Annotated in this window: 26 protein-coding genes; 16 read left to right on the top strand and 10 right to left on the bottom strand. The window is 59.6% G+C overall.

The window, feature by feature from the left end:
• The first annotated feature begins 68 nt into the window (after nucleotides 1–68).
• Nucleotides 69–1604 carry a rhomboid family intramembrane serine protease gene (locus H4317_RS08425; protein ID WP_185889681.1) on the top strand — a complete coding sequence of 512 codons (1536 nt, stop codon included), beginning with the start codon at nucleotides 69–71 and terminating at the stop codon, nucleotides 1602–1604.
• A 40-nt stretch (nucleotides 1605–1644) separates the two neighbouring features.
• On the opposite strand, the gene H4317_RS08420 is transcribed toward H4317_RS08425, so the two are convergent.
• From H4317_RS08420 to H4317_RS08410, 3 genes are all read right to left on the bottom strand, one after another.
• Complete coding sequence (locus tag H4317_RS08420) at nucleotides 1645–2148, bottom strand: vitamin K epoxide reductase family protein (protein WP_185889680.1); 504 nt, start codon at nucleotides 2146–2148, stop codon at nucleotides 1645–1647.
• Between the two features lie 80 nt (nucleotides 2149–2228).
• Nucleotides 2229–2789 carry a hypothetical protein gene (locus tag H4317_RS08415; RefSeq protein WP_185889679.1) on the bottom strand — a complete coding sequence of 187 codons (561 nt, stop codon included), beginning with the start codon at nucleotides 2787–2789 and terminating at the stop codon, nucleotides 2229–2231.
• 32 nt (nucleotides 2790–2821) lie between these two features.
• Nucleotides 2822–4021, bottom strand: coding sequence for a hypothetical protein (locus H4317_RS08410; protein ID WP_185889678.1), 1200 nt, complete (start codon nucleotides 4019–4021; stop codon nucleotides 2822–2824).
• Between the two features lie 69 nt (nucleotides 4022–4090).
• On the opposite strand from H4317_RS08410, the gene H4317_RS08405 reads away from it, so the two are divergent.
• From H4317_RS08405 to H4317_RS08380, 6 genes are all read left to right on the top strand, one after another.
• On the top strand, nucleotides 4091–7105 hold the full coding sequence (locus H4317_RS08405; protein ID WP_185889677.1) for a PD-(D/E)XK nuclease family protein: 3015 nt from the start codon (nucleotides 4091–4093) through the stop codon (nucleotides 7103–7105).
• Nucleotides 7106–7191: 86 nt separating this feature from the next.
• Nucleotides 7192–7626: a nucleoside deaminase gene (locus tag H4317_RS08400; protein WP_185889676.1), complete on the top strand. Its 435-nt coding sequence runs from the start codon at nucleotides 7192–7194 to the stop codon at nucleotides 7624–7626.
• 96 nt (nucleotides 7627–7722) lie between these two features.
• Complete coding sequence (locus tag H4317_RS08395; protein WP_185889675.1) at nucleotides 7723–8028, top strand: hypothetical protein; 306 nt, start codon at nucleotides 7723–7725, stop codon at nucleotides 8026–8028.
• Entirely contained in the window at nucleotides 8025–8411 is a 387-nt protein-coding gene (locus H4317_RS08390; RefSeq protein WP_185889674.1) for a hypothetical protein, read from the top strand. The genes H4317_RS08395 and H4317_RS08390 overlap by 4 nt, the downstream gene beginning before the upstream one ends.
• 92 nt (nucleotides 8412–8503) lie before the next feature.
• Nucleotides 8504–9331 (top strand): mechanosensitive ion channel family protein, encoded by an 828-nt coding sequence (locus H4317_RS08385; RefSeq protein WP_185889673.1) that lies wholly within the window; start codon nucleotides 8504–8506, stop codon nucleotides 9329–9331.
• A gap of 116 nt (nucleotides 9332–9447) precedes the next feature.
• Complete coding sequence (locus tag H4317_RS08380; RefSeq protein ID WP_185889672.1) at nucleotides 9448–11226, top strand: chloride channel protein; 1779 nt, start codon at nucleotides 9448–9450, stop codon at nucleotides 11224–11226.
• 71 nt (nucleotides 11227–11297) lie between these two features.
• Here the strand turns inward: H4317_RS08380 and H4317_RS08375 are convergent, their stop codons facing one another.
• A complete protein-coding gene (locus H4317_RS08375) occupies nucleotides 11298–12488 on the bottom strand; it encodes a cation:proton antiporter domain-containing protein (protein WP_185889671.1) in 1191 nt (396 codons plus the stop codon).
• Between the two features lie 143 nt (nucleotides 12489–12631).
• On the opposite strand from H4317_RS08375, the gene H4317_RS08370 reads away from it, so the two are divergent.
• Complete coding sequence (locus H4317_RS08370) at nucleotides 12632–13837, top strand: BaiN/RdsA family NAD(P)/FAD-dependent oxidoreductase (protein ID WP_221899189.1); 1206 nt, start codon at nucleotides 12632–12634, stop codon at nucleotides 13835–13837.
• A 30-nt stretch (nucleotides 13838–13867) separates the two neighbouring features.
• Here the strand turns inward: H4317_RS08370 and H4317_RS08365 are convergent, their stop codons facing one another.
• Nucleotides 13868–14125 carry a hypothetical protein gene (locus tag H4317_RS08365; RefSeq protein ID WP_185889669.1) on the bottom strand — a complete coding sequence of 86 codons (258 nt, stop codon included), beginning with the start codon at nucleotides 14123–14125 and terminating at the stop codon, nucleotides 13868–13870.
• Between the two features lie 234 nt (nucleotides 14126–14359).
• Here H4317_RS08365 and H4317_RS08360 point away from each other — a divergent pair, with 234 nt between their 5' ends.
• Nucleotides 14360–15811 (top strand): DNA integrity scanning protein DisA nucleotide-binding domain protein, encoded by a 1452-nt coding sequence (locus tag H4317_RS08360; RefSeq protein ID WP_185889668.1) that lies wholly within the window; start codon nucleotides 14360–14362, stop codon nucleotides 15809–15811.
• 61 nt (nucleotides 15812–15872) lie between these two features.
• On the opposite strand, the gene H4317_RS08355 is transcribed toward H4317_RS08360, so the two are convergent.
• Nucleotides 15873–16862, bottom strand: a complete 990-nt coding sequence (locus H4317_RS08355) for an aldo/keto reductase (RefSeq protein ID WP_185889667.1) — start codon at nucleotides 16860–16862, stop codon at nucleotides 15873–15875.
• Nucleotides 16863–17005: 143 nt separating this feature from the next.
• Here H4317_RS08355 and H4317_RS08350 point away from each other — a divergent pair, with 143 nt between their 5' ends.
• The gene (locus H4317_RS08350; RefSeq protein ID WP_185889666.1) at nucleotides 17006–17503 is read left to right on the top strand and encodes a DUF4112 domain-containing protein; all 498 of its coding nucleotides are present in this window, start codon (nucleotides 17006–17008) and stop codon (nucleotides 17501–17503) included.
• 27 nt (nucleotides 17504–17530) lie between these two features.
• Here H4317_RS08350 and H4317_RS08345 read toward each other — a convergent pair whose 3' ends face one another.
• Together H4317_RS08345 and H4317_RS08340 are read right to left on the bottom strand one after the other, a co-directional pair.
• The gene (locus H4317_RS08345) at nucleotides 17531–19435 is read right to left on the bottom strand and encodes a DUF294 nucleotidyltransferase-like domain-containing protein (protein WP_185889665.1); all 1905 of its coding nucleotides are present in this window, start codon (nucleotides 19433–19435) and stop codon (nucleotides 17531–17533) included.
• The gene (locus H4317_RS08340) at nucleotides 19428–20141 is read right to left on the bottom strand and encodes a 3'-5' exonuclease (RefSeq protein WP_185889664.1); all 714 of its coding nucleotides are present in this window, start codon (nucleotides 20139–20141) and stop codon (nucleotides 19428–19430) included. The genes H4317_RS08345 and H4317_RS08340 overlap by 8 nt, the downstream gene beginning before the upstream one ends.
• A gap of 238 nt (nucleotides 20142–20379) precedes the next feature.
• Here H4317_RS08340 and H4317_RS08335 point away from each other — a divergent pair, with 238 nt between their 5' ends.
• The 5 genes from H4317_RS08335 (at nucleotide 20380) to H4317_RS08315 (ending at nucleotide 23862) form a co-directional block, all read left to right on the top strand.
• Entirely contained in the window at nucleotides 20380–21081 is a 702-nt protein-coding gene (locus H4317_RS08335; protein WP_185889663.1) for a DoxX family membrane protein, read from the top strand.
• 101 nt (nucleotides 21082–21182) lie between these two features.
• Entirely contained in the window at nucleotides 21183–21611 is a 429-nt protein-coding gene (locus H4317_RS08330) for a hypothetical protein (RefSeq protein WP_185889662.1), read from the top strand.
• Nucleotides 21611–22303 carry an SCO family protein gene (locus H4317_RS08325; protein WP_185889661.1) on the top strand — a complete coding sequence of 231 codons (693 nt, stop codon included), beginning with the start codon at nucleotides 21611–21613 and terminating at the stop codon, nucleotides 22301–22303. Before H4317_RS08330 ends, H4317_RS08325 begins: the two co-directional genes overlap by 1 nt.
• Nucleotides 22300–22737: a c-type cytochrome gene (locus tag H4317_RS08320; RefSeq protein ID WP_260625862.1), complete on the top strand. Its 438-nt coding sequence runs from the start codon at nucleotides 22300–22302 to the stop codon at nucleotides 22735–22737. The genes H4317_RS08325 and H4317_RS08320 overlap by 4 nt, the downstream gene beginning before the upstream one ends.
• Nucleotides 22738–22878: 141 nt before the next feature.
• Nucleotides 22879–23862, top strand: a complete 984-nt coding sequence (locus H4317_RS08315; RefSeq protein WP_185889660.1) for an enhanced serine sensitivity protein SseB C-terminal domain-containing protein — start codon at nucleotides 22879–22881, stop codon at nucleotides 23860–23862.
• 93 nt (nucleotides 23863–23955) lie between these two features.
• Here the strand turns inward: H4317_RS08315 and H4317_RS08310 are convergent, their stop codons facing one another.
• Nucleotides 23956–24501 (bottom strand): DUF2062 domain-containing protein, encoded by a 546-nt coding sequence (locus H4317_RS08310; RefSeq protein WP_185889659.1) that lies wholly within the window; start codon nucleotides 24499–24501, stop codon nucleotides 23956–23958.
• Between the two features lie 93 nt (nucleotides 24502–24594).
• On the opposite strand from H4317_RS08310, the gene H4317_RS08305 reads away from it, so the two are divergent.
• Nucleotides 24595–25539, top strand: coding sequence for a YihY/virulence factor BrkB family protein (locus tag H4317_RS08305; RefSeq protein ID WP_185889658.1), 945 nt, complete (start codon nucleotides 24595–24597; stop codon nucleotides 25537–25539).
• A gap of 41 nt (nucleotides 25540–25580) precedes the next feature.
• Here the strand turns inward: H4317_RS08305 and H4317_RS08300 are convergent, their stop codons facing one another.
• The gene (locus H4317_RS08300; RefSeq protein WP_185889657.1) at nucleotides 25581–25925 is read right to left on the bottom strand and encodes a four-helix bundle copper-binding protein; all 345 of its coding nucleotides are present in this window, start codon (nucleotides 25923–25925) and stop codon (nucleotides 25581–25583) included.
• Nucleotides 25926–26025: the final 100 nt, after the last annotated feature.

Here is a 26025-nt window from a genome sequence, read left to right as displayed (position 1 = left end):
GCCTTCTTTTCCTTGGCTGTTGCAGACAGTTAGCTACTTTCGCGGCTACATATTGTATCGGGTGGGTTATGCTGGCTAATTTTGGCTATAAGCTTCGGCTTCTTTATTTTCCGGTAGTGGCGTTGGGCGTCTTGCTGGCACTGCTGATAGGCAGTGGCTATTGGCTGCTGACGGTGCGGCTGGCCCTGTTCGACCCCAGTTCCAGCCAACTGTTTGCTGGCATTTTCGGATTGAGTGCGCTGGGAATGTGGCCGCTGCTATATAAGCGGCTGCAGCTGCTGCGGCGCGGCTCCGATGACCGATGGGTGATGCTCTACTACATGGCACCAATGGCGGTGGCAGGCTTCACGAGCCTGTTTCTGCTGGACTACTTACAGGAGCGCACCAGCCGCCTTATCCGCCTCACCAGCATCCAGGAGCTGCGCCAGCACCCCACTGCTACTCGCTACTTCACCTTACAGGAATGCCACCCCAGTCGGCAGTTTGCGGGCGCTTATCCGGCCATTTCCGTTTCCGGTAAGCACGACGAGCATCTGGATTTCGACCTGTACCTGGCCTGCCCTTTGCTCCCTACTCCCACCGACACCACGGCGGTGGCCGGCTGGCTGGGCCTTCACTTCGAGCATCAGGTAAGCAACCGCCTAGAAGAGGCGCAAAAGGAAGCGGAGTTTCAGGCGTTTTTGCAGCGCAGCCAGGATACCTTCAACGCACAGGACCTGACCCGTTTCCGGTACCTGACGCGCGTAAGTGGCCGTGAGGATAGACGTGAATTTCAACAGGCAGTGCAGGCCAGCTTGCTGCGCACCGCTACACCGGCTCCGGCTGTGGTGCTGCAGCCTGAGCACACGCCCTTCGCGGACCGGGCGGCGGCAGCGCGGCGGCATCTGGCCTGCACGTTGGGAATCGGCTGGGGCGTTTTCCTGCTGATGCTGGTCTTTCCTCATCTTTCCTCTACCGATGTTGAGCAATGGCAACAAGGAATTGGGCGACCCTCTCTGTGGCAGCAAGGGCAACTGTTTCTGCGCGAGAATCCGGGTGTGCGAGCTACCCCGGTGCTGGTGCTTCTTAACGTGGCGGTGTATCTGCTGATGGTCAGCCTACTGGGCGGCCTGAGCTTCCGAACCCCGGATTTGCTGGCCTGGGGCGGCAGTTACCGGCCGCTGGTGCTGGCTGGCGACTATTGGCGGCTGCTAACTCCCATGTTTCTGCACGGTGGTCTGCTGCACATCATCTATAATATGATTAGCCTGGCGGTCATCGGGTATATGCTGGAACCCATGCTAGGCACCGGGCGGCTGGTGCTGACCTACGTGCTGACGGGAATTGCCGGCGTGTTGGCCAGTATACTGTGGGCTCCGGATACCATCAGTGTGGGAGCATCCGGCGCCATCTTCGGGCTGCTGGGCCTGATGCTGGGCCTAATCCGCCGCGCCACGCCCGCTGCCCGTGGCATGCTGCTCATTTTGCCGGTAGTCTTTGGGTTGCCGGGGCTGCTACTCGGCTTCTTCTCGCCCACCACCGACAATGCCGGCCATATCGGTGGGCTGCTGGGCGGCATCCTGCTGGGTCTGTGGTGGCAGGTGCACCCTGAACAGACAACCTAAAGCCCCCTGCCGTATGCGGCGCGCCAGTCAGGAAAAACCCTTAATTGCGGCTCAGTAGTTTCTTTAGGCCTTTTGACGCTTCAGGAAGAGCCAGCACCAGCGAGACAACGGAGGCTACCGTTGCCATTTGGCAGTAGAAGCACAGCGCCTTGTTTTCCTGCCACTCTTCGCGGCTCAGAAACAGCGTATTGGCAGTATCGAACAAGGTTTTGGCGGCCATAGCCACGGGCAGCGCGGGCTGCGTGGTGGCCCGGCGGATTCCCCCGGCCCCGGCTAGGCAGGCGGTGAGGCCATACGTCACCATCATAGGTAGCGCGTCGGGCGTGTCGAGGCGCTTGTAGCCGTAGTCGGAGGCGTCTACTTTGTCGGAATCGAAAGGGCCGGCGGGTGGGTCGGGCAGGTGCTTGATAATACCGGTTTGGTAGAGGCTGACTATCTGGCCAGCAGCTACTCCTAAAATGGATAGGCCAATAATCCAGCGGCGGCGGGTGAGGTCGGGGCTCTGGCCGTTGCGAAGTTCGTGGCTGAGTTGCGTAGGGTTCATCGAATCGGATAGTTACAGTGGATGACTGCAACTGGGTACGATGGGGCGTGGGGTAGGGTTCCTGTGGAGGTTGGCATGAGCTACCGCTCTTCGGGCGCCGTGTTTTCTACGGTTTGTTGAGTTTCTGCTATGTGCAGGCGCACCTCACTCCCATCTTCCAGCCAGCCGCGCAGCACGTCGGGTTCGTCGGGAATATTTTCCAATAAATATCCTGACGTTTCCTGCAGGCGCTGCCACTGCAGCGTTTTCAAATCGAGGTATACCAGCCAGGAAGTGCCCGCCGGACCATCCGGGTTGTGTGTAGCCTCCAGCAGTTGCAGCAAGATTCCTCGCGCCACGGATGGCGTAATTTCAACTGACCAGCCCGGCAAGTAGCTCAGCTCAACCTTCGGGCTGCGTAGCAGGCTGACGAGGCTGGGAGGTGGCGGCGGGCTCTCTGTTGGCCAACCAGTAATAGCTCGTAGTCGTGCTATCAGCCATTCCCAGCCCATCATCAACAGCAAAATAGGCATAAGCACCAAGGCGGCGGGCACCAGCATAGGCACTATAATACATAGCCCTACTACTTGCACGTAGTCTGCCAGGCTTTGGGGGGCGGGAGGCGTAGCGGGAATAATAAGAGGAGTAATCTGGATACGCATAGCTACTGTATATATTGACCAGCAGCAAGATATTACTCCCTGCTCACCTTGCGGTAGCGGATCTGCTCTGGGTGGTCCTGGTTCACATAAAAGTCAAAGCTCACTTCAGTGCCCTGCAGCCGAAACTGAACTTCGCGGGGCCGCTGCGGGGTGGTGAAGCGTCTCATCTGCCGGAACCGGATTTCCTGCGGGCTAGTGGGCTGGCGCTTGTTCAGGAGGCGCAGGCCACGTTCCTCGTCCAGCAGATAGTAAGTGTTTGTCTGAGGAAGGTAATGATGACGCACGTAGTAGCCTAACTCATCGGTGTAGCCGTTGTAGCGGAAGCGGGCGATAGGCTTTCCGCGCAGGTTCAGCACGAAGGCATTAGGCACATTGCGCATTTGCGGCGGTTCTTCAAAATACATGGACTCGACTAAGCTGTCGGGCCCGTATTCATAATGGTTTTCGCCGTAGGCATAGATGGTGAGCAGCGTCGTATCGGAAAGAAAACTTGCCAGTACTAGGTCTGCTTTCGGTTTCAGTAGCGAAATGGGCTTCCGGCCGGACAGCAACAGCTTGTTGCAGGTCAGCATAGCCTGCCCTTTAGGCGAAAACCGGGGCATGCAGTCAGAGCCCCCACCCCCGTAGGTGTTGCTGTTTGATAGTTCGAGCACCTGCCCGTTGAGGCCCAACATCAGCACGCACTGCTCCCCCACGTCACTGCCTTCCAGCCAAAAGTCGAAGGCAAACACCAGCGCCTGCCAGGCCGGCGCATACGCCAGCAACTGAGGCCGCCGCGGCACGCCCTCTATAACCACATCCTTCGACGCGGCCGCATAAAAGGCTGGCTTACGCAATTGCTTATCAAGTACCAGTTTTCCGGCCGCGTCGCGGAGTACAATACGGTAATGCGCATCTATGCCCCGCGAGGTATCAGTGCGGGTGCCATGCTTCCAGAGTGCCAGTAATGGTCGGCTGGAATCGGGTTCGGCAGTTAGTAGTAGCCGGTAGCGGCGCCCATCGATAAGCAGCGTGGTATCAGCGGGGCCGGCCGGATCGCGCTGGGGTGCCATCCAGTTGATGGTGTCGGGAGCCAGAGCCGGCGCCGGCGCCAGCGGCCGGGCGGTGGTGTCGGCCGCTACCGGCGGCGCGGTAGCACGCTCGGAGCCGGGCGCCGACTGATTGCACGACGCCAGCCCGACGCCTAGCCAACTGAGGATGATGGCACTTGCGCGTGCCGGGTAGTTGTTCATAAAAAGCAGCCGTCATTTCCCGGCGCTGATGCGCCTTTTCTGGCGGGTTGCAAGGTATCTTTACTTTCGATGAATCTGCCTACGCTCCCGCTCACTGCTCGCACTGCTATTTCCACTGAGTCGTTTCTGGCCCAAATGGCCCGCGACCTGACCACGCGCTACGCGCCCGAGGAGCTGTCGGATTTGGTGGTGGTGGTGCCCACACGGCGGGCGGTGGTGTATCTGAAAAACGAGTTGGCCATGGCCACCGACGCCGGCGAGGCCCTGTGGAGCCCGCGCGTGGCAGCCATGGAAGACTACATGGTGGAGCTGGCCGGCGTGCAGGTAGAAGAGCCCATTGCCCTGCAGCTGCTGCTCTACGACATCCTCAAGGACATTGACCCGCATCTTGATTTCGACCGGTTTGTGGGCTGGGCCGGCCTGCTGCTCGAAGACTTCTCCAGCCTCGACCAGAACCTGGCTCCCGCCGACAAGGTGTTCGAATACCTGTCGCAGGCCAAGGCACTGGAGCGCTGGGACCTACAGGGCGAAGCGCCCAAACCCGAGTCGATGACGGCCGGCTATTTCAAGTTCTGGGACGATTTGAGCAAGGTGTACTACCGCCTGCGCCGCCGCATGCTCGACCAGCGCGTGGCCTACCCTGGCCTGGCCTACCGCCGCGCCTCCGAGCGGGTAGCCGAGTTCATTGAGCAGGGCCGGCCATTGGCCCGGCACGTGTTTCTGGGCCTTGGCTTTTTGTCGCGGGCCGAAGAACGCCTGATTCGACTGCTGCTGAAGGAAGGCTTAGCGGAAGTGCGCTTCGATGCCGACGCCTTTTATATGGACGCCGACACTCCCAACCGCGCTGGCCAGCACCTGCGCCGCTACCTCAAGAATTGGGAGCTGCCGCTCGAAGCCTTTGGCGGGCCCGAGGAACTGCTGCGCGGGCTGCCCCGGCACGTGCGTTTCGTGGGCGTGGCCAACGCCAGCATGCAGGGCAAAGTGGCAGGCCAGCTGTTGGCCGAAGCCCGCACCAGCAACCCCAGCGGCACCGTGGCCGTGGTGCTGCCCGACGAAACCCTGCTGCTGCCCGTGCTGCACGGCCTCCCGCCCGACACCGTGCCCGACTACAACGTGACCATGGGCCTGAGCTTCCAGAGCACGCCCCTGTTCAACCTCGTGGATCTGCTGTTTGAAGTGCACCTGACCGGCATCCGGGAAGGCTCCAGCGAAACCGGCTACGGCGTGCCGCGCTACCACCATCTGGCCGTCACAAAGCTGCTGGGCCACCCGTTTCTGCGCCGCTACCAGCAGTGGCTCGACAAGCAGCCCGAAACCAGATACCACGGCCTGCTCGATAAAGTGTGCCGCGAAATTGTGCGTCGCAACGCGGTATTGCTGCCGGCCTCCGAGCTGCTGGAGCTGGGCCAGGAGCACGAGCTGATTGAAGCATTATTCAAGACCTGGGACACCTGCGACGACATCATTGCGGCCTGCTACACCCTGATTGACTTGCTGAAACAAGTGTATCAGGAGCAGCATTCGGCCATTGAGGCGGAGTACCTGTACCTTTTCTACACGCTCGTCAAGCGCCTCGATTCGGTGTTCGACTGCCGGGAGCAGCGGCTGTCGGTGCGCTCCTTCCGCCGATTCCTCTACGAGCAGATGACGCGCACCCGCCTGCCCTTCTCGGGCGAGCCCATTGCCGATGTGCAGGTGATGGGCCTGCTGGAAACCCGCGCCCTCGACTTCGACCACATCATCCTGCTCAGTTGCAACGAAAACGTGCTGCCGGCCCCCAAGCGCCACACGTCCCTGTTTCCGTACGACGTACTGACCGAGTTCCGCCTGCCCACCTACGCCGACCACGAAGCCGCCACCGCCTACCACTTCTGGCGCCTGCTGCAGCGTGCCCGCCGCGTAGACCTGGTGCATGTGCTGCCCGGCGCCGAGGGCACCCGCACCGGCGAGCGAAGCCGCTTCCTGCTGCAGCTTCAGAATGACCTGTTGCCTCAAAGCCCCCAGATGGTGCTGGAAGACGTGGTGGCAGTAGTAGAAACGCAGCCATCCACACCACAGATTCCTACTGCCAGCTCCGCCCAGGCTCCGCAGCCGGCCGAGGAAACCATCCGCAGCAGTGAAGCCGGCGACCTGGTGCTGGAAAAGGACGCCGGGATGCTCCAGGCCCTGCGAGAGGTGCTTGGCCGGGGCCTCTCTCCTACCGCGCTGAATGAATACTTAGCCTGCTCACTCAAATTCTACTTCAACCGCCTAGCCAAGTTCCGTGAGACCGACGAGGTGGAAGAAGCCCTTGGGGCCGATGGATTTGGAACGGTGGTGCATGAGGCACTGGAAGACTTGCTCACGCCGTTTCAGCAGAGCGGCAAGCCCCTCACGGCCGCCGACATTCCGGGTCTGATTGGGCTGGCCCCCATGATGGTGGCCAAAGCCCTGCGCAAAGAGGAAAAAGACCGCCACGCCCGCGCCGACGAAGGCCTCAACCACGTGCTGGGCCAGGTAGCCTCGCAACTGGTCCGCCGCTACCTGGAAGGTTTGCTCATTGAGAAGGATGGCCTGCCGCTGCAGGTGCAGAGCATTGAGGAAGGCTTGCAGGCCACCGTGTACGTGCCTCTGCCTGATGGAGAGAAGTTGCGCGTCAGCCTCATTGGCTTTGCCGACCGAGTAGACCAGTTGCCCGATGGGCGTCTGCGGGTAGTGGACTACAAAACCGGCCTCGTGCAGCCCTACGACCTGAAGCTGCAGAAGCGTGGTGAAACGTCGACTGATGCCGCTGAGCGCCTCGTACATGATGCCACCTCGGCCGCTGACAAAGTGCGTCAGTTGTGGCTCTACCGCTTCATGCTGGCCCAAGGCGGCCGCCCCGCCGCCGACACGGCCATCATTTCGCTGCGCAACCTGGGCGCTGGCCCCATGTCGGCCGACATGGGCTTCCTCACCGACGACGGGCAGGATTTCGTGCAGCGCAGCGAAGAACTGCTCAGCCGCATCATCAACCGCATCCTCGACCCGCAGGAGCCCATCCGCAAAACCGACGACCTCGACAAGTGCCAATACTGCCCGTACCGCGGCATTTGCGCCCGGTAAGCGGTTTAATGGCGTACTTGCCGCACCGTTGCCCGCACCTATCTGTCTAGGCAGCTCTCCTCTCAACCCACCAACAACTCAATAACATGGATGAATTCATGCAGGCTGCCATTGCCGAAGCTCGCCAGGGCCGCAAAGAAGGCGGCATTCCGATTGGCTCGGTACTGCGCCGCGGCAACGAAATTGTAAGCCGCGGCCACAACAAGCGCGTGCAGGAGCTGGACCCCATTGCCCACGGCGAAATGGACGCCCTGCGTAACGCCGGCCGCCAGCGCACCTACCGCGACACGGTGCTCTACACTACGCTCATGCCCTGCTACATGTGCGCCGGCACCATCGTGCAGTTCAAGATTCCGAAAGTGGTAGTGGGCGAGGCCCGCACCTTCGGCGAGTCGAAGGATTTTCTGGAAAGCCACGGCGTGGAAGTCGTGATTCTGGACTCGCAGGAGTGCGTGGACATGATGCAGGAGTTCATCGAGGCCGAGCCTACGCTCTGGAACGAGGATATCATGGAGCTGTAACGGAATCGTGGGTTCTGCTGAGTTACGGTTCAGCAGAACCCACGATTTATCGGCCGTTCACCCTGCCGAGAAGCTCTGGTAGCGTATCTTTGGCGCATGGAAAACCAGCCGCTCCTTTCCTCCAAAAAATGCCCGCATTGCGGCTTCTGGAGCAATTGGCAGCAGCGCGCCGAGGATAGATGTGAGCGGTGCGGCCTGCTGCTGGATGCGCCGCGGCTGCGCAGCGAGCAAGCCCGTGAGGCCCTGGCCCAGGAGCCTATTCCGGAGTTCCTGCAGATCAAAATCAACCCTGACGACGGCTCTTTGCTGCGTTTCTTTAAGTACATCGTCCGGGGAGGGCAGTTGGCTTTTGCGGCACTGGTGTCGTTTATGGTCTGGTTCCTGACGCTGCTGGCCGGATGAAACGCTGGCCCGCTGAGCTACGCCACCCGTTGTTTCTGGTGGGAACAGTGCTGTATCTGGTATCGGCCGCGCACAAGCGCCAGTGGCTGGGCCCGTGGCCACTGTGGCCGCACGCCTTCACCGCCTACCTGGCCGATACGCTGACTTTACCGCTGGAACTGACGCTGTTGCTCTGGCTGATGCGCCGGTTCTACTTCCGCAACCCGGCTTTTGTACTTCCCACTTCCTGGATTTTCAGCACGTGGGTGGTGATGGCCGTATGGTTTGAGGGCATATTGCCGCGCTTCGATTCCCGTGCCACCGCCGATCCGCTCGATGTGGTAGCGTATGCCGTAGGCGGGCTCATTTTCTGGCACTGGCTGAACCGGCCGGCAGCGCATTGAGCGAACCTGCTGCCCGTTTTTTTGCGTAGAACCCCGCAACGCCCCGCCGGCTTCATGCCGCGGGGCGGTTGGTTTTAGTTGATTTCCGTTCTATGCTGCAGGATTTGAACCGCGTGCTGTCGACCTACTGGCAGCAGTTTTTGTATGTATTGCCCAAGCTGGCGCTGGCGCTATTGCTGCTGATTGTAGCCATTTTTGTTTCCAACCGCCTCAGTACCTTAATCGGTGGCCGGCTACGCCGCCGCTCGCACGACCCGCTGCTGGCCGACTTTCTGACCCGCATCAGCAAGTGGGTGTTTGTGCTGATTGGGCTGTTGCTGGCCATGCAGATAGTAGGGCTTTCGGGGGTGGTGAGTGGGCTGCTGGCGGGGGCTGGGCTTTCGGCGTTCATTGTGGGCTTTGCCTTCAAGGACATTGCTGAAAATTTCCTAGCCGGCGTTATCCTGGCCTTCAACCGGCCGTTTAACATCAACGACACCGTGCAGATAAAAGACCAGATTGGGCACGTGGAGGCGCTAAATCTGCGCACCACGCTCATGCGCACCTTCGATGGCAAGCACGTATTTCTACCTAATTCTCTGGTACTAAAAGAGCCCCTCATCAACTTCACCCGCGACGGTAACCTGCGCCAGGATTTTCTGGCCAGCGTAGACTACGGCGACAACGGCAACCCGGGCCAGGTGCAGCAGCTGTTGCTGGAGTTTCTGCGCACCCAGCCCGATGTGCAGCATGAAACCGGCCACCCGCCGTACATTATTCTGGAGAAAACCAACGGCACCACCGCCGACCTGCGCGTGTACTTTTGGACGTCTTCCGACGAATACCGCCGCGGCACACTGCAGATTAAAAGCGACCTGATGCAGAAAGTGAAGACGATGCTGCAGGAGAAGGGCTACCCTGCTCCTAACCTGGCGCAGTAGCCGCAATATTTTAGAATTTTATGGGCCTTCAACGTCAGTTTTTCACTATCCTGCGTTGAGATAAACTGTACCGTTTGCCTGCGCGGCGGGCTAGCGTTTCACTTTGCCCTGCGGCTATGGCCAAAAAGCTTGTTCACCGGATTTTAAGCCCTTTGTTATTCTGGCGCTTACGCCACATCAACGACCGGGTGTACCTGATTCTGGTGAGCGTGCTGGTGGGCCTGATGGCCGGCCTGACGGCGGTACTGCTCAAGAACTCGGTGCACAGCTCGCAGGAGTTTTTGTATTCGTGGGTGCCGGAAGAGAAGCGCGTGTTTGCCCTATTTCTGTACCCGATTATCGGCATTGCCCTGTCGGTCATTTTCACGCGCTATTTTCTGGATGGCAACCTGAGCCGCGGACTGGGACCGGTGATATATAATATTGCCCGGCAGGGCAGTATTGTACCGCGCAGCAAGCTGTATTCGCAGTTCATCACCTCTTGGCTTACCGTGTCGTTTGGCGGCTCGGCAGGTTTGGAGGCCCCGATTTCCGTGACTGGCGCGGCGCAGGGCTCCAACCTGGCCCGGCTGCTGCGCGTGGGCCGGCGCGAGCGGCGCCTATTGGTAGGCTGCGGCGCGGCGGCAGGGGTAGCGGCTATCTTCAACTCGCCTATTGCCGGCGTGCTGTTTGCCGTAGAAGTGGTACTGAGCGAACTGGCTGCCCCATACTTCATTCCGCTCCTGATTTCAACGGCTACCGCCACGGTGGTGTCTAAAGCGCTGTTCGAAGGCCAGCCGTTCGTGCTCATCACCACCAGTTGGCCCGTTGATGCGGTACCGTTTTACGTGATGCTGGGGCTGTGCACGGCGCTACTGTCGGTGTACATGATTCGGGTGTACTTCGCGGCCGACAAGTTCTTTGAGCGCTGGCCGGGCACATTTCGGAAAGTGGCGCTGGGCGGCTTGGCGCTGGGGGTGCTGGTGTTTCTGTTTCCGCCGCTCTACGGTGAAGGCTATAACATTGTGCAGCAGCTGTTGGCGGGCAAAGGCCAGGAATTGGTCAACGGCTCCATTTTCGCGGTGTACCGCGACGAAAACGTGTGGATTTTGCTGGGGGTAGCCACGGCCAGTATGCTGCTGAAAGTGTTTGCCACCACCATTACGGTGGGCGCAGGCGGCAATGGGGGCATGTTTGGCTCGTCGTTGTTTGCGGGGGCACTGCTGGGCTTCGTGTTTGCACGCCTCATCAATCTGAGTGGCCTGACCAGCGTGACAGAGGTACATTTCATTGTGCTGGGCATGGCCGGCGTGCTGGCCGGCGTAGTGCACGCACCGCTCACGGCCATCTTCCTGATTGCCGAAATAACGGGCGGCTACGCCCTTTTTGTGCCTCTGATGGTGGTTACCAGCTCTTCCTACCTGATTACGCGCTACTTCGAACCCTACTCCGTGTACACCCGCAAGCTGGTGCAGCGCGGCGTCTATGTGCACCACGACCGGGACCGGAGCCTGCTTTCTCAACTTGACCTGCACCACCTTGTGCAGACCGACTTCGTGGCCGTGCACCCGCAGGATACGCTGGGCACGCTGGTCGATACGTTTCGCCACGCCACCCGCAACTTGTTTCCAGTGGTTGATGACAAGGGCTTTCTGCTGGGTATTGTCACGCTCGACACTGTGCGCAACGCGCTGTTCGATGATGAGCACTACACCACCACCCGCGTGCAGGACCTGATGACCGACCCACCGGCCACCGTCAACCTCGACGACTCTCTCCTCGATACTCTGCGCTGCATGGAGCAGCTGAACGTACCGGCCTTGCCGGTTGTGAATCAGGGAGTTTACGTTGGATTCCTGCTGAAATCCACCATTCTGGTCGGATACCGCAAACAACTGCTGAAGGAAACCGAGTAGGCGACGGACTGGCGGAACTGGCAGCCTGGGCCTAATGACAGCGCTTACAGCACATAGCTCCGTGGCCCGGCTTAGTACTCTCCTATTTCCGGCTCTTTTTTGGTCAGCTGCAGGCCTATCATCATCAGTACTCCGGTGAGCAGGATGACAATGAAGAGGATATTTTCGCCGATTTCCCCAATGTGGTGCTTGTCGGGGATGCTGTAGAACAGGAGCACTGTAATCAGGCCTTTTGGCGCAATGAACAGTTCCGGAATCAGGTCGGTGCGGGCAATGTAGCGCAGGTATACGTAGCGAATACCCGTCAGCACGCCCACGATGAGCAGACCCTGCAGCAGCAGCGTAGCACTGACAAGGCTGCTGAGCGTGATACTGAACCCAAATAGCAGGAAGAAAAACGTGCGAATCAGAAACGCCGATTCGGCCGTGATGCTTTTGAGCGGGTGCAACTCAGCGGCTAGCTGCTCGGGGTGTAGCCAGCGCTGCAGCTTGGGGCCACGCAATAGCAGTTCGGCATTGTTGACGGCCAGCCCAAACACCAGCACCAGCACCAATGACGACAGATGCAGCTTTTTGGCAAGGCTATAGAGTAGAATCAAGAAAGCCAGAATCAGGAAGAACTTGACGTGCAGCCGGATACGACCCAGCAGAAACGCCAGTGCTGCCGTGCTCAGTACCGCCACTATCAGCACCGCCACCACGTCGCGGGTGAAGGTGATGACTGAAACGCCCTGCGCGAAGTTGTCTTGCAGGGCAAAATTGAATAGCATAATCCCCAGGATGTCCGAAAACGTGCTTTCGTAGACAATAAACTCCTGCTTTTCCCCCATCAGGTTGGCAACGCTGGGAATGGCAATGGCCGAGCTGATAACGGCCAGCGGTACGGCATTCACGAGGCAGGTCTGAAACGAAGCTCCCACGTACGCCTGCAGCAGCAGCGCAATAGCCACGGCCTGCACCACCAGCATGAGTACCGCCGCCAGGAAAGAGCGCCGTATAAGCGGGGCTTTGTCGCGGGTGAGCTTAAGGTCGAGGGCACCTTCCAGCACAATCATAATCAGGCCGATAATCCCGAACAACTCCAGCACCACCTTCGGAATACCAAGGGCAAAATCGAAGTAGTCGGCGGCTTGGCGCAGGGCAATGCCAGTGAGCAGCAGCATCAGAACTGACGGTACTTTGGTGGCCCGCGCCAACAGGTCAAACAAGTAGGAAAGGATGACGGCAATGCTCAGCCCGATGAGTATAGTGTAGGAACCCATGAATGCAGTTTAGGAGAAGCGGAACCGTAGTCCAGCAGCAGAATGCCCCTGCTATACGACAAACCCAGATTTCCCGCCGAACCTACCTTACCTTTGCTCGGCACTATTTCCAGCTATCCCTCCTCCATTCCAGTATTTTTTCAGTGAAGCACGTTGCCATAGTAGGTGGAGGGCCAGCCGGTTTGCTGGCAGCACAGCGGCTGGCGGAAGCGGGCTGGCGCGTGGCTCTTTATGAGGCGCAGGCAACTGTGGGGCGCAAGTTTCTGGTGGCGGGTCACGGGGGCTTCAACCTCACCAACTCCGAAACTCCGGCGGCTTTTGCGGCCCGCTACGGTGCCCGGCAGCCCGCTTTTGAGCATTTTCTGCGGCACTTCTCCCCCGCCGACTTACGCGCCTGGGCCGCCGACTTGGGCATTACCACGTTTGTGGGCACGAGTGGGCGCGTGTTTCCGCTGGAGCAGCACAAGCCCGCCGACTTGCTGCGCGCCTGGCTGCAGCGGCTGCGGGCACTGGGTGTGCAGTTGCACACCCGCTACCGTTGGCTAGGGTTTGAGGGCCCCAGCGGGCTGCGCATACGCCATGAGGCTACTGCCGAGGAAGTTGTGGTGCAGCCGGATGCCACATTGCTGGCCCTGGGTGGCGCGAGCTGGCAGAAAACGGGCTCCAATGGCTGCTGGACTACGGCTTTCGAGAGCATTGGGGTACGCTGCGTACCGTTTGAACCCGCCAACTGCGGGGCTGAAGTGGCGTGGTCGGCATTTTTCCGGCAGAAAGTGGGGCGCATGCCGCTCAAAAACATAGCCTTGCACTGTGGCAGCCAGATGGAGCGGGGCGAATTGCTGCTCACTGATTATGGGGTGGAGGGTACTCCAGTATATGCCCTCACGCCTGTCCTGCGGCACGCACTGCAGCAGAACCCACCAGCCACACTCCTGCTCGACCTCAAGCCCGATCTTTCCGACGAGCAACTACTTGCCAAGCTACAGAAACCCCGCAATGGCCGCTCCCTTCCCGACTTCCTGCGCCAGCAGCTCCGCCTTGGGCCGCCCGTGCCTACCCTACTGCGCGAAGTAGCATCTCCCGAAGCCACTGCCACGCCCGAAGCCCTGGCCCGGCTACTGCGCGCCGTGCCTCTGCCCGTGCATGCCCTCCGGCCTCTTGATGAAGCCATTAGTACAGCGGGCGGTGTAGCGTGGGAAGAACTGGATGAAGCCCTAATGCTGCGCCGCCGGCCCGGCACGTTTGTAGCCGGCGAAATGCTAGACTGGGAAGCTCCTACCGGCGGCTACCTGCTGCAGGGCTGCTTCAGCACCGGGGCGTGGGCCGCAACATCCATCCTGCGCTTATAAGGGGGCAGCACGTTAGGCCGTGGAAAGTATTTATTCCTCGTTTTTCAACGCTACTGCTTCCGCCAGAATAGATTTGGCCTCGGCTAAGAGCCGTTCGCCTTGGTCCAGCTGCCCGCGCACAATGAGGGCCACCAGCACAAAGAACGATACAATAGGCAGCACCCAGCCCAGCGTAAACCAAAGCCAGAAAGAGCGGCCATAGTTGACGGCGCAATACCCTGTGAGCAGCGGCAGCGCAGCAAATGCACACAGAAACCCGAATCCGGAAAGCAGGAAATAGACGAACATGGCGGGCAGCTACGGCGGGTGCGGCAGCTATCTAAGATACACTTTCCGGGAGCCTTTCGCAAGGGGCCAAAGCGGAAGACACTACTATAACTTCTCAACCAGTCCGATGTTGCTGCCCCGCAAAACAGACGGTTAAACCGGGGGCTATCCTCAGCGGCACTTTTTCCGTATCTGGTACCTCTCGCCTCTTCTTCACTTTCCTCGTTGCCCTTGCCCAGCTTCCAGCTCCCATCTATGTGGGACCACCAAAGCCTTTTCCGTGTCTCAGCCCAGCTATTCGCTGAAGGCATTTTTAATATTCTTGACCGTACGCTTAAGCCGGAAGTTTTTTTGCTCGGTCTGGCTTCGGCCCGGGAAACAGACGAACCGCAGGCGGTGGTGGTGGAGCCTTCCACGCTGCGCTACACGCCTACTGACTTCGCTGACGTGAAGGCCCGTGCCGCCGCGCTAGAGCCCGATGGCCCCCGCGACGTTGTTTACCATCTGCACCCCACCGACCACGACCGGTACGAAAAGCTGCGCTGGTATGAGCTCTTACGGCGGGCCACGGAACAGACTCTTGCGGAACTGAGCACCATCCGGGAGGAGGAGCGGTTGAGCTTCTGCTCCACACCCGTCAGCCTATATGGCTATCAAGTTGTAGTGATTTTGCAGCTCTCTGCCGAAGCTTACCAGTCGTACTACGCCCTACCGGTGCCGGGCCCTGGCAACCGGCCCACCTCCTTGGTGCATGCGGCGGTGCAGGAGTTTCTGCAGGACTGTAGCCGGGCCCTTCGCGAATCGGATACGGATGATGACCGGCCCGTGCTGGACCGCGACTATAACGAGGTGTTGCGGGCGGCGGGCCGCAGCTTTATGTTGCGCGCAGCCGCCGGCACGCATGGCCTCTACGATGCCTGCAACGGCATTGCAGCGCTCCGCCACGAGGGCGACGAAGGCGTGGGCACGATGCTGGTTGCACGCCGCCACCATCCGGCCATTGTGCCGGTGCTCACGCTGGAAAGCCCGATTCCGCTCCGCGACCATCGGCGAATTCGGAAGCTACTCGAACTCAGCGAGGACTATACGGCCCTGGTTTCCGATGCGACCGACGTGTTTGGGCTGGGGTATCTGGTATCCCCTGACGATCCGACGTTTGAGCCCCTGTTTACTGTGCATTTTACCCGGCACTATAGCTGGGAGCTCACGCACAACGAGGAGGTGATGATGAAGGTGGTGTCGAATACTCCGCGGCTGCCGCAGGGCCGTGTCGATGCTGAAAATTTCGCCCGTGCCGTGCAGCGCATCTTCCCGCACCTCGATACCGGCACCGTGGAATACCTCTGGGAACTGACGCAGCGCGCTACCGAACAAACCAACGGCACCATTCTGGTAATTTCAGAGGGGGCTAAGCAGGAGGCAGCACGCCTGACGCGCCAGTGCTTCCGCGTAGCTCCTCGCCTTATGACACCGTCGGTGCTCCGTCTCGTTACCAATATTGATGGGGCAGTATTTATAGAGCCCGATGGTACTTGTTACGCCATCGGGGCCATCCTCGACGGCTTAGCCACAGAAAAGGGCGACTCCTCGCGTGGCTCCCGTTACAATTCGGCTTTGCGCTATGTAGAAAGCAGCCGCTACGCCTGTTTGGCCATCGTGGTCAGCGAAGATGGCCTAATTGACTTATTGCCGCCGCTGCGGCGGTGAAACACTACGTAGAGAAGGCCCCCGTTGGGGCCTTCTCTACGTAGCAGTATAAGTATGTTAGCTAGCCGTTTACGCTGTTCATCATCTGCTCAGGGTAGCGCTGGCCGGCAGCAGCCCCTTTGGGCGCAATGGAGTTGAGATGGGCCAGTTCTTCCAGACTGAGGCTAATTTCAAGTGCCCCCAGGTTTTCTTCCAAGTAGTGCACCCGCTTGGTGCCTGGAATAGGTACTATGTCATTGCCCTGGGCCAGAACCCAAGCTAGTGCCAACTGCCCGGGAGTGCAGCCTTTCTCGGTAGCCAACTCATTGATGCGGGCCACTAAATCCAGGTTTTTCTGGAAGTTCTCACCCTGAAAGCGGGGCGTATGGCGGCGGTAGTCATCTTCGGCCAGGTCCTCGAACTTCTGAATCTGGCCCGTGAGGAAGCCTCGGCCCAACGGCGAGTATGGCACAAAGCCAATGCCCAGCTCGCGGCAGGCTTGCAGCACACCATCTTCCGGGTCGCGGCTCCAGAGCGAGTACTCGCTTTGCAGCGCCGTAATAGGGTGCACCGTATGGGCGCGGCGCAACGTATCGGCGGCGGCTTCGCTTAAGCCCAGGTGGCGCACTTTGCCGGCTTTCACCAGTTCGGCCATGGCCCCCACCGTTTCTTCAGTTGGCGTGTTCGGATCGACGCGGTGCTGATAGTAAAGGTCGATGTAGTCGGTACCGAGGCGTTTCAAGGAGGCGTCGCAGGCCTGGCGCACATACTCCGGGCGGCCGCTGATACCACGCTTGGTCGGGTCATTAGGGTCGCGCAGAATACCGAATTTGGTGGCAATGACTACCTGACTGCGGCGGTCCTTTAGGGCTTTTCCCACCAACTCTTCGTTGGTGTAAGGACCGTACATGTCAGCCGTATCAAAGAATGTAACGCCCAACTCTACGGCGCGGTGCAGCGTCCGGATACTTTCGGCATCGTCGCGGCCCGCATAGAAATCTGACATGCCCATGCAGCCAAGGCCCAGGGCAGAAACTGTGAGGCCGGACTGGCCCAGTGTGCGTTGCTGCATATACGTAGAGGGTTGAAAGTGTGGAGGAACATAACCTGCAGCACCATGAATGGTTGGCGCCGTTTGTCCTGACCTTACGAAAACCAACCTTATATCGGACACTCTGCGTTTAACGCAGCAACTCCCCTCTCTCCCTCTCAGCCATGACATCTCCACTCACCGCAACTCCCCTTCCCGCCACCTTTGACCAGGATGAGCGGCTGCGCTGGGTAGAGCGTATCTCGCACCTGCTCGACAGCCAGTTTACGGTACCTGGCACCAACTGGCGCTTCGGCATCGACCCGCTCATGAGCCTGATTCCGGTGGTAGGCGGCATTCCGTCGCTGGCCATATCGGGGGTACTTATTCTTACCATGATGCGCCACGGCGCTAGCGGCAACCTAGTGGTACGCATGGTCCTGAACGTGCTGCTCGATACTATCATCGGTGCCATTCCGGTGGTGGGCACCATCTTCGACTTCACGTACAAGGCCAACGACAAGAACGTACGCCTGCTACGCCGCCACTATGCCGAAGGCCGATATACGGGCTCTGGCAAAGGACTGCTGGCTGCTACGCTACTGGCACTCATCGTAATCGGGGGGCTTGCCCTATGGGGCGGCTACTGGCTGTTCAAGTCGTTGTGGGAGTATTTTCAGTAAGACCACGCCTATATTAAAGCATTTCACTTACAGTGTTTTAGTGAAACCTACCTTAATCTTGAGTTGAAAGTCGCCGATGACCTTGAAGATTTCCTTTAGGGTTACTTGCTCTACCTGGGTCAAGGTTTTGGGGTCGAGGTAGTTGGTGGGGGCCGTGCGGTCGTCGATGAGCTGGCGGGCCTGTTTTTTCAGGCGCATACCCATCAGGTAGTAGTAGGCCTGCAGCAGCTCCTGATATTCCTGCTCCCGAAACACGCCCCGCTCCCGCAGTTCGGCCAGCCGTTCGCCGGTATTTGTGCTGAACACCTGATTTTTAAGCGCGTACACCCGTACCAGATCTACTATCGGCGACATGGCTTTTTTCAGATCGAACACCCTTTGGCCTTCCTGCTCGAAGGTGCGGAAGCCGCGGAAGAAGGTTAGGGGCGGCTCATATTGCAGGGCATTTTTGGCCATATAAAACAGAAACCGGTCCAGTGGCCGGGCTAGTTCGGCTTGCAGAAACGTTTGCAGCTCCTGCATCAGCGGCTGGTCGCCGTAGAGGTAGCGGCAGTCAAAGAAGGTGGCCATCTGCATCACCGTTTCGGGGTTCGATTCGCTCATCCACTGCTGGTAGTTGCGCTTCCAGTGCGAGAGAGAATGAGTCCACTTGGGATTTTTAGCCATGAAGCCGCCCGTGCAGAAATGTAGCCCGATATGATTCAGCTCATCAGAAATCGACTCGGCGAAGCGCAGAAACCAGGCTCGCACCAGTTCCCGTTGCTCATTGGCCTTGTCTTCGTAGATGATGGCGTTGTCCTGGTCCGTGACGAGGGTTTGCTCTTTGCGGCCCTCGCTGCCCAGCACCATAAACACGAACCGAGCCGGCGCCGGCCCCTGGGCGGCCAGCACGTTTTCAATCACGCGGAGCGCAATCGTATCGGCGACGGTGCTGATAACCTGGTTCACGATTTCGGGACGCACACCGCGGCTCAGCAGCTGGTTCACGATGTCGGGTACCATTTCCCAGCGGCGTTTCAGCTCCAGTGTGCCCTGGGCCAGCTTCACAGCCTGGATGAACATAAACGGCGACTGAGCCAAGTCGCTGAGCAACTTGTTGCGGCTCAGGAAACCCACATATTCATTGTTGCGCTCTACCAGCAGGTAGCGCGTCTTGGTCTGGAACATCAGCAGAATTGCCTCATATACATAGGCTTCGCTGGCAATACGCACGATAGGCGTGGCCACCACGTCTCCTATAGGCCGGCTGGCATCCAACTGGCGGGCAATAACGGAGTCGCGCAGGGTGATGTCGGTGCAGTAACCGACGATGGTGCTTGTGCCTGGCTCCGTCACGAACAGGCAGCTTACTTTGGCCGCCGCCATGCGCCGGGCTGCTTCAAAGATGGGTTCGGTGGCAGGGCTCATCACCAGTCCGCGCAGTTCCAGCGTTTCCACACGCCGCGAAAACAGCTGGTCGGCCACCAAGAAGTTGTCGGCAGGCAGACCGGCGGGCTTCACGAAGTGGGCATACTCCTCATTCAGCATCCGCTCGCCGTAGCGGGCCGTGAAGTAATGGAAGAAGCTTTCGTAGGCCAGGCACAGGGCCCGGAAGTCGCGGCGGGGCAGTTGGAGCACGCGCGTGCCTTTTCGGGCCAGTACGGTGCGCAACGAGCGTTTTTTGTTCAGCAGAATGGACATGCCGCCGTAACAGGTGCCAGGGCCATACACTTCGGGCAGGCGTTTGTGCTGCTGACTGTCGTAGAAGAACGTTTCGTATTCGCCTTCCACAATGATATCGAGGTGGCGCAGCTTGGAGGTATCCTGTTGGTAGAGTAGCGTTTCGCGCGGATGCTGTACTTCCTGCAGCAGCTCCACCACGCCCACCAGCACATCAGAAGGCAGCGTGTTGAAGGGCGCTACGGTTTGCAGAAATGCAAGACGGTTATCCATACAAAAGCCAGCCAAAAAGAAGCAATAGTAAGCAGCCGGATGCCAATACCACCAGTCGCCAGCCGATAGGCCGGCGTGGCCGGGCAATGGGTACCTTCAGCGGGGGCTGGCCAACCAGTGTTTCGGGCGAAATACGTCCGCGCTGGCGCAGCTCGAAAAAGCAGCGTGCCGTGGCTACTGCGTCCTGATAGGCATCGTGCAGGGCCGGCATGGATTCGCGAAAGAGGTTTTCGTGCAGCTCCGAGAGCCGCTGATAGCGCCGGTGCGTGCCATCATTCGGCCGCTCGGTTACGCGCATCAGGCAGAACTGGGGCAGCTCCGGCAGCAGGTTGGGCAGGCCGGCACGGTGGAGACTGGCGCTCAGCACATGAAAGTCGAGCTGCAGGAAATAGCCAATTACCCGGGGCCGGAACTGCTGCAGGTCGTTCAGGAGCAGTTGTAGCACCTGAGCTGGCTCCTGTCCGGCTTCCTGCAGAAAGGCTTCTGTGAGGCCATGCACGGCCAACGCCGGCGCGAGCATGGAGCCATCTGGGATATGCAGGTAATGCATTGCCTCCTTCACCAGCTGTCCGTCCGGCGTGTATACCTGCCAGGCCACCTGCGCCACATAGGGCCACGTGGCGCCGGGCGCGTCATAGGGCAGGTTCCAGCGACCAGGCAGGCCGGTGGTTTCCGTATCCACGAAGAGCAGGTATTCCGGCGACATGTAAGGCTGTTTGGGCGGGGAAAGGTAACCTGCCTACACGGCCGGCGCATTTCCGACACGCCGAATCCCGGCGGCATTTTGGGGCAAAGCCATGGCAAGGTAGGCGTATGCGCATGGCAATAGCAAGCTACGCTCAGGGCATCTGCTGCTGGTTTCGCGCCACAGGGGTACGGAACGGCTTCTGTGTCTGTGCTATATTACTGCCCGAGAAGCCGCCATTCAACCCGCTCCTGCTGCTATGTCCCCGTTGCTTTTATATTCTCCGGTTATTCTGCTCCCACTTCTGGCTACGGTAGTGGCGCTATGGGCCAGCGGCTGGTGGCGGCGCCTGTATGTGCTGGGAGCCCGCCTGCTGCTGGGGGCCTTGATGCTGGGTGGCGGCCTCTACAAGCTCTCCGACAACCATATCCCGGGCCTGATGGGCCCGCCCATGAACCACACGTTTCTGGCCGAGCACAGCCTGGAAATCTTTGCGCAGTTTATTGGTGTAGCCCAGCTGCTGACGGGTCTGCTGCTGCTCACGGGCCGGTTCGCGCTGCTGGGCGCGGTGCTGCTGGTACCCATGTGGCTCAACATCATCTTCCTCACCTGGTCGCAGCACTGGACCGGCACGCCCTTTCTGGTTACGGGGTTTCTGGTGTTGAATGTTGGCCTGCTGCTGCACGATTATGCCCGGCTGAAGTGGCTGCTTTACCCGCCTGCCGAGGCAGCGGTGCTGCGGGCCCAGCCACTGCAAACCGGCCCGCCACCCGCCGAAGGCCTGTGGTGGCTGGGCATAGGCTTGGTAGTAGGCGGCAGCTTGCTCTACCCGGTTTCGTTCCGGCTGATGCAGACGACCATGCTCGTTGGGCTATTGCTGGTGCTGGCTGCCAGCCTGTGGCTGCGTAGAGCACGGCTTCGGCCGGATACCGGAATACAAAACACCACCGATAATAGGTAGGCAATCCAGCGCCGCGAACAAGCCCAAAAGTAGACCCGCCAGGCAGGAAGTTCTTAGGGTTTCGTTCCATCCACAAGTCCGCAGGCCCTACCTTTGCGGCTGTGAAAACACTCCACCTAGTTTACCTGCTACCCGTTCTGGCCTTGCTATCGGGCTGCCTTTCGCTCAACAGCGACGAGCAGAAAGCCGAAGCCGCCGAAAAAGCCGTGCTGGCCAAACACGACGAGCTAATGGCTCAGATGGACCAGCTCACCATACTACGTCAGCAGCTCCAGAAGACGCCCGGCCCCGATACTGTGGCCGCCTGCCGCCAGCGCCGCGCCTTGCTTGCCGCCGATGCCGCCATGATGGACTGGATGCACCGCTACCGCAAGCCCGCCGATACGGCCGCCGTAGCGCGGCGCCTCAGCTACTTTGCGGGCCAGCAGCACAAAATAGACTCCGTGGCTGTTTTATTCCGCACCAGCCTCGACTCGGCGCAACTGCTGCTCAAAGCAGCCGCGCCGGCCCCATCCTCTACCCGCCGCTAATGACACCTTCCACCCCGCGTTTTTTCCTTCGCCGCGCCGCCGTAGCCAGCCTGCTGGCAGCCGGTAGCTTGCTGGCCGCCTGCTCCTCCGATACAGCCTCCACGCAGCCAGAGCGCCTACCTATTCAGGGTATCAAGCGTACGGAACCGACTTCCGCTTCCGATACGCTGCCGGACCCGGTGCCCTCGTTCCGGCTTACCAACCAGGACGGCAAAGTCATTACCAACCAGACCTTTGCCGGCAAGGTATATGTCACGGATTTTTTCTTTGCTACCTGCCCCAGCATCTGTCCCAAGATGCAGAGCGAACTGCTGCGCGTGTACGAGCAGTTCAAGGGCGACCCGAACGTGTTGTTTCTGAGCCATACCATCGACCCGGCCCACGACTCCATTCCGGTGCTGCGCGACTATGCCCAGCGGCTTGGTATTCAGGACGCTTCGCGCTGGCACTTCGCCACCGCTCCGCACGATACGGTGTTTGCCCTGGCCCGCGCTTACATGACCGGCGCCGAAAAGGATTCCACGGTAGCTGGGGGCTATGCCCACAGCGGCACCTTTGCGCTGGTAGATTCCCAGCGGCGTATTCGCGGCGTGTACGATGGCATGGAGAAAAGCCAGGTGGATCAGCTCATTCATGATTTGCCTATTCTGCTGAAAGAAGAAGCCGAAACCCGTCAGACGGTGGCCAAATGAGCCGGTATTTGCTGCCGTTTCTGCGTCTGAGTGCCGGCGGCGCGGCCGGGCTGCTCCTCGCTACGGCCAGTACCGGCTGCTTCTCCAACCGCCAGAATGAAGGCGCTGCGCTCTACCAGACGCACTGCTCCAGCTGCCACGGCACTCAGGGCGAAGGCCTGCGCCGCCTTATTCCGCCCGTAGCCGCTTCCGACTACGTGGCCTGCAACCGTGCCGGGCTACCCTGCCTAGTGCGCCGCGGCATGAAGGGCGACGTGGTGGTGAATGGCATTCATTATAACCAGGTGATGCCGGGCCACGAAGACCTGACCGACTCGCAGATTACCAACCTGTTGAACTTTGTGCAGCGCAACTGGGGCAACCAGAACGAGCCGTACACAGTGCGCGAAGTATCGGAACTGCTGGAGCCCTGCCATGGCTCCGACGGGCAGTGACATGTAACGCGGCATGCTGGTAAGAGCCAGTGCCAGCCGTTTCGGGCGCACTTTGTGCAAATTGACGGGCAATTTACCCGCCTCCCGATTTCACCACTTCAGCAAACCTCAGTAGATTGCACTTTCATTTTTCGTATTCCTATGGGTCTGTTTGACTTTCTGAAAAAGAAGCCGGAAACGCCGGAAACCACTCCGGCCACCCCGGCTTCTCCTACCACTCCCGGCACTGCTTCCACCTCCGCTCCTGCCGGCCCGCGCTACAAGGGTTCCAACTACACACTCCCTGTAGCGGATGAAGCCCCGATGGTGCCGCCTATGCCCCCCATGCAAATGATGCAGGAACAGGCGCCCGAGCCTGGCCAGCCCGTTCAGCTGCCGTACCAGCCCAACAATATTCTGGAAGAACTACTGATGCGCGCTGTGCACGAGCCCAACCTGCGAGCTGCGTTCTATCAGGCCCTGATTCATGAGGAGCTATACGCTGTGACGCTGCCCAAAGAGGGTGAAACCGGCGGAGAGGTACAAATTGAGCCGGGCATGGAAATCCAGCTCCAGGTGCTGCACGACGGCAAAATTCCGCTGTTCTCGTCCGCAGACCGGATCTACGAAGGTGGTGTTGAGGCCAGCAGCGTTTCCTACATCCACGTGCGCGGCTTCGACCTGCTCCAGATGGTACAGGCCACTGACTGCGTGCTGAACCCCTTCTCCCCCGCTGGCAAGCTGCTCACGAGCCAGGAAATCCAGGATTTGCTGGCTTCTGATCTGGTAAACCAGCCGGTTGCTCCGGAAGGCGAGCAGATGCCCGTTCAGCTGGGCCCGCCCACCGAAGAGCCTACCGTACTTCTGGAGGCACTGCGCGAATTCTGTGCTGGCAAGGACTTCATCGATAAGGCATTTGTAGCCGAAATGCGTCTGGAAAACAGCCCGGAGCCTCCGCGCCTGCTGCTGGCCTTCCAGGCAGCCAGCCCGGAGCAAAACCCCGAGTTTCTGCAGGAGCTGGGTCCAGTTATTGAGGGCCGCCTCGAAGGCTACCAGTTCGTGGACATGATGCTACTGAACCCCACCTCCGATGAGCCGCTGAACCAGTACTTCAATCAGCAGCAGCCCTTCTACCAGCGCGGCTAAGCAGCTGACCAACAACTCATCTGAAGCAACGAGGCCGGACAGTAGTAGAAATACTACCCTGTCCGGCCTCGTTGCTTCAGATGAGTTGTTGCTTTATAGATTCTGCTCTTCCGGTTCTGTGGTTGCTTTCTGTGCCTGCCGGGCCAGAAGCCGCCGAAACACCGGCCGCAACCCGAAGTTCAGAGCCAGCCCTACCGGAACCGATACGGCCGCCCAGATCAGCAGCGCACCCAGTCCGGCCTGCCAGAGCAATTGTAACGCCTGCTGCCAGTCATGGGCAAACAGATACTGTAGTTGGGTCAGCGTCAGTTCCGGCCCCTTTCCGTTTCCGATCAGGCCGGCTCCCAGGCGAAGCAGCGGAATAAGTAGCACCAGTTGCACCGGACTCATCAAGTGGCTGACCAGTAGCAGCGCGGCTACATTCAGGCGTAGCCGAACGGCCGTGGCAGTAGCCATCAGGGTGGTGATGCCCAGTATGGGCACGGTCCCGAAAATCACTCCCAAAGCCACTGTCAACGACAATTGTGCGGGGCTAAGGCCCTGCTTGAGCATATTCAGGAGCGGACTGACGAGGCGCCGCCGCCACCAACTGACAGGTACCGGCGGAGCCGACGAAACAGGAGGAACAGATAGGGACACTATGAACAGAAAATCAGGGTGCAGGAATCGGGGCGGGGCCGTACCTTCGTACGTTGCCCAACGGCCATGGGCCGGAACTAGTACGCAGCCCTAATGACAAAAGTACACGCGACGGGCCCAACTCGCCGCCGCCTCACCGATGGCGTGATATTGCTGCGCCGTGCCGCCCGCGAACTGGCTGCCAACGACCCGCTCCGGCTGGGCGCGGCCACGGCATTCTTCACCACGTTTGCGCTGCCTCCCATCCTCATTATTCTCATCCAGCTGCTGAGTTCCCTCTACTCGGCCTCCATTGCGCGCACCCTGCTGCTTACCAAGCTTTCTGGTTTTTTGGGGGCTACCGCCGCCGGTTTGGTAGAGCAGATTCTGCAGAACGTGAGCAATGTGCAGCGTACCCGGCTGGTTACATGGCTGGGCTTCGGGTTTTTGCTTTTCATTGCTACCACGCTGTTCGTAGTCATCCAAAACTCGCTCAACCAGCTCTGGCAGATACGGCCCAAGCGCAGCGGCGGGCGGCTGGGCAAAGTGCTGAAGGAGCGGGCCCGCTCGCTGGGCGTGCTGCTTGCTACCGGCATGCTCACGTTGCTGGCCTTCACCACCGACGCCACTCTAGCCTTCCTGGCCGACTATGTGCGTGACTTCGACGCCAACTTTGGCTATTACCTGTTCCAGGTGTTCAACCAGATTACCTCGCTGCTGATTCTAGCCGCGTGGTTTGCCGTCACGTTTCGCAACCTGAGCAGCGCCAAGGTACCCTGGCAGGCGGTAGTGCGCGGGGCAGTCCTCACCGCTGTTCTCATCGATTTGGGCGAGTTTGCGCTGGGGCATCTGCTGGTGCCACGCAACCTGGGGCCTATCTACGGTCCCGCTTCCAGCGTGGTATTGGTGCTGCTATTTGTTTTTTATTCGGCTATGATATTCTACTTCGGTGCTTGCTTCACCAAGGCTTATGCGCACTATGCCGGCATTGATATCAAACCCAAAAAATCGGCCGTGCGCTACCGTTTGGTAGATATAGTAGAAGACCAGGAAGGGTAACTACTGGCTACGCCCGTTGTAGCAGGCGTAGCCAGGTGAGATTAGCCCATGTAGGCCGCGCAGGCGTCGGCGCAGGCTTTGCAGGCCGCCGCGCATTGCTGGCAGTGCGTATGGTTGTGCTTGGCGCACTCGGCCTCACAAAGGCGGCATACTTCCACGCATTCTTTCATGATGTGCTTGGCGTGCACCGAGCCACGGGCAACGAGGCGGGCCGTCAGGGCGCAGATATCGGCACAGTCTCGGTCTAGGCGGATGCAGCCCACCATGTGCTTGACGTGCTCTTCGTTAAGGCAGGCGGTGGCACAATGCTCGCAGGCAGCTACGCAGCGGTTGAGGGCATCCAGCAGGATCTGGTTGTCGAGGGCGGAAGAAGTGGGCTGGTTCATAGTAGTTCGTGTGGGGAAGATGAATGGTTGACAGGCTTGTTTTTACGCACTTCCTGCCCGAACCGCCGTGTAGGATTCGGCCGGAATGCTGCACCATTTC

Source organism: Hymenobacter sediminicola (assembly GCF_014250515.1).
GTDB lineage: Bacteria > Bacteroidota > Bacteroidia > Cytophagales > Hymenobacteraceae > Hymenobacter > Hymenobacter sediminicola.
Note: the sequence above shows the minus strand (reverse complement) of the source record. Positions and strands in the feature narration are given on the sequence as shown.

Coding starts and splice junctions, on each gene's coding strand:
- H4317_RS08425 (WP_185889681.1), top strand. CDS start 69: ATGCTGGCTAATTTTGGCTATAAGCTTCGGCTTCTTTATTTTCCGGTA.
- H4317_RS08420 (WP_185889680.1), bottom strand. CDS start 2,148: ATGAACCCTACGCAACTCAGCCACGAACTTCGCAACGGCCAGAGCCCC.
- H4317_RS08415 (WP_185889679.1), bottom strand. CDS start 2,789: ATGCGTATCCAGATTACTCCTCTTATTATTCCCGCTACGCCTCCCGCC.
- H4317_RS08410 (WP_185889678.1), bottom strand. CDS start 4,021: ATGAACAACTACCCGGCACGCGCAAGTGCCATCATCCTCAGTTGGCTA.
- H4317_RS08405 (WP_185889677.1), top strand. CDS start 4,091: ATGAATCTGCCTACGCTCCCGCTCACTGCTCGCACTGCTATTTCCACT.
- H4317_RS08400 (WP_185889676.1), top strand. CDS start 7,192: ATGGATGAATTCATGCAGGCTGCCATTGCCGAAGCTCGCCAGGGCCGC.
- H4317_RS08395 (WP_185889675.1), top strand. CDS start 7,723: ATGGAAAACCAGCCGCTCCTTTCCTCCAAAAAATGCCCGCATTGCGGC.
- H4317_RS08390 (WP_185889674.1), top strand. CDS start 8,025: ATGAAACGCTGGCCCGCTGAGCTACGCCACCCGTTGTTTCTGGTGGGA.
- H4317_RS08385 (WP_185889673.1), top strand. CDS start 8,504: ATGCTGCAGGATTTGAACCGCGTGCTGTCGACCTACTGGCAGCAGTTT.
- H4317_RS08380 (WP_185889672.1), top strand. CDS start 9,448: ATGGCCAAAAAGCTTGTTCACCGGATTTTAAGCCCTTTGTTATTCTGG.
- H4317_RS08375 (WP_185889671.1), bottom strand. CDS start 12,488: ATGGGTTCCTACACTATACTCATCGGGCTGAGCATTGCCGTCATCCTT.
- H4317_RS08365 (WP_185889669.1), bottom strand. CDS start 14,125: ATGTTCGTCTATTTCCTGCTTTCCGGATTCGGGTTTCTGTGTGCATTT.
- H4317_RS08360 (WP_185889668.1), top strand. CDS start 14,360: ATGTGGGACCACCAAAGCCTTTTCCGTGTCTCAGCCCAGCTATTCGCT.
- H4317_RS08355 (WP_185889667.1), bottom strand. CDS start 16,862: ATGCAGCAACGCACACTGGGCCAGTCCGGCCTCACAGTTTCTGCCCTG.
- H4317_RS08350 (WP_185889666.1), top strand. CDS start 17,006: ATGACATCTCCACTCACCGCAACTCCCCTTCCCGCCACCTTTGACCAG.
- H4317_RS08345 (WP_185889665.1), bottom strand. CDS start 19,435: ATGGATAACCGTCTTGCATTTCTGCAAACCGTAGCGCCCTTCAACACG.
- H4317_RS08340 (WP_185889664.1), bottom strand. CDS start 20,141: ATGTCGCCGGAATACCTGCTCTTCGTGGATACGGAAACCACCGGCCTG.
- H4317_RS08335 (WP_185889663.1), top strand. CDS start 20,380: ATGTCCCCGTTGCTTTTATATTCTCCGGTTATTCTGCTCCCACTTCTG.
- H4317_RS08325 (WP_185889661.1), top strand. CDS start 21,611: ATGACACCTTCCACCCCGCGTTTTTTCCTTCGCCGCGCCGCCGTAGCC.
- H4317_RS08320 (WP_260625862.1), top strand. CDS start 22,300: ATGAGCCGGTATTTGCTGCCGTTTCTGCGTCTGAGTGCCGGCGGCGCG.
- H4317_RS08315 (WP_185889660.1), top strand. CDS start 22,879: ATGGGTCTGTTTGACTTTCTGAAAAAGAAGCCGGAAACGCCGGAAACC.
- H4317_RS08305 (WP_185889658.1), top strand. CDS start 24,595: ATGACAAAAGTACACGCGACGGGCCCAACTCGCCGCCGCCTCACCGAT.
- H4317_RS08300 (WP_185889657.1), bottom strand. CDS start 25,925: ATGAACCAGCCCACTTCTTCCGCCCTCGACAACCAGATCCTGCTGGAT.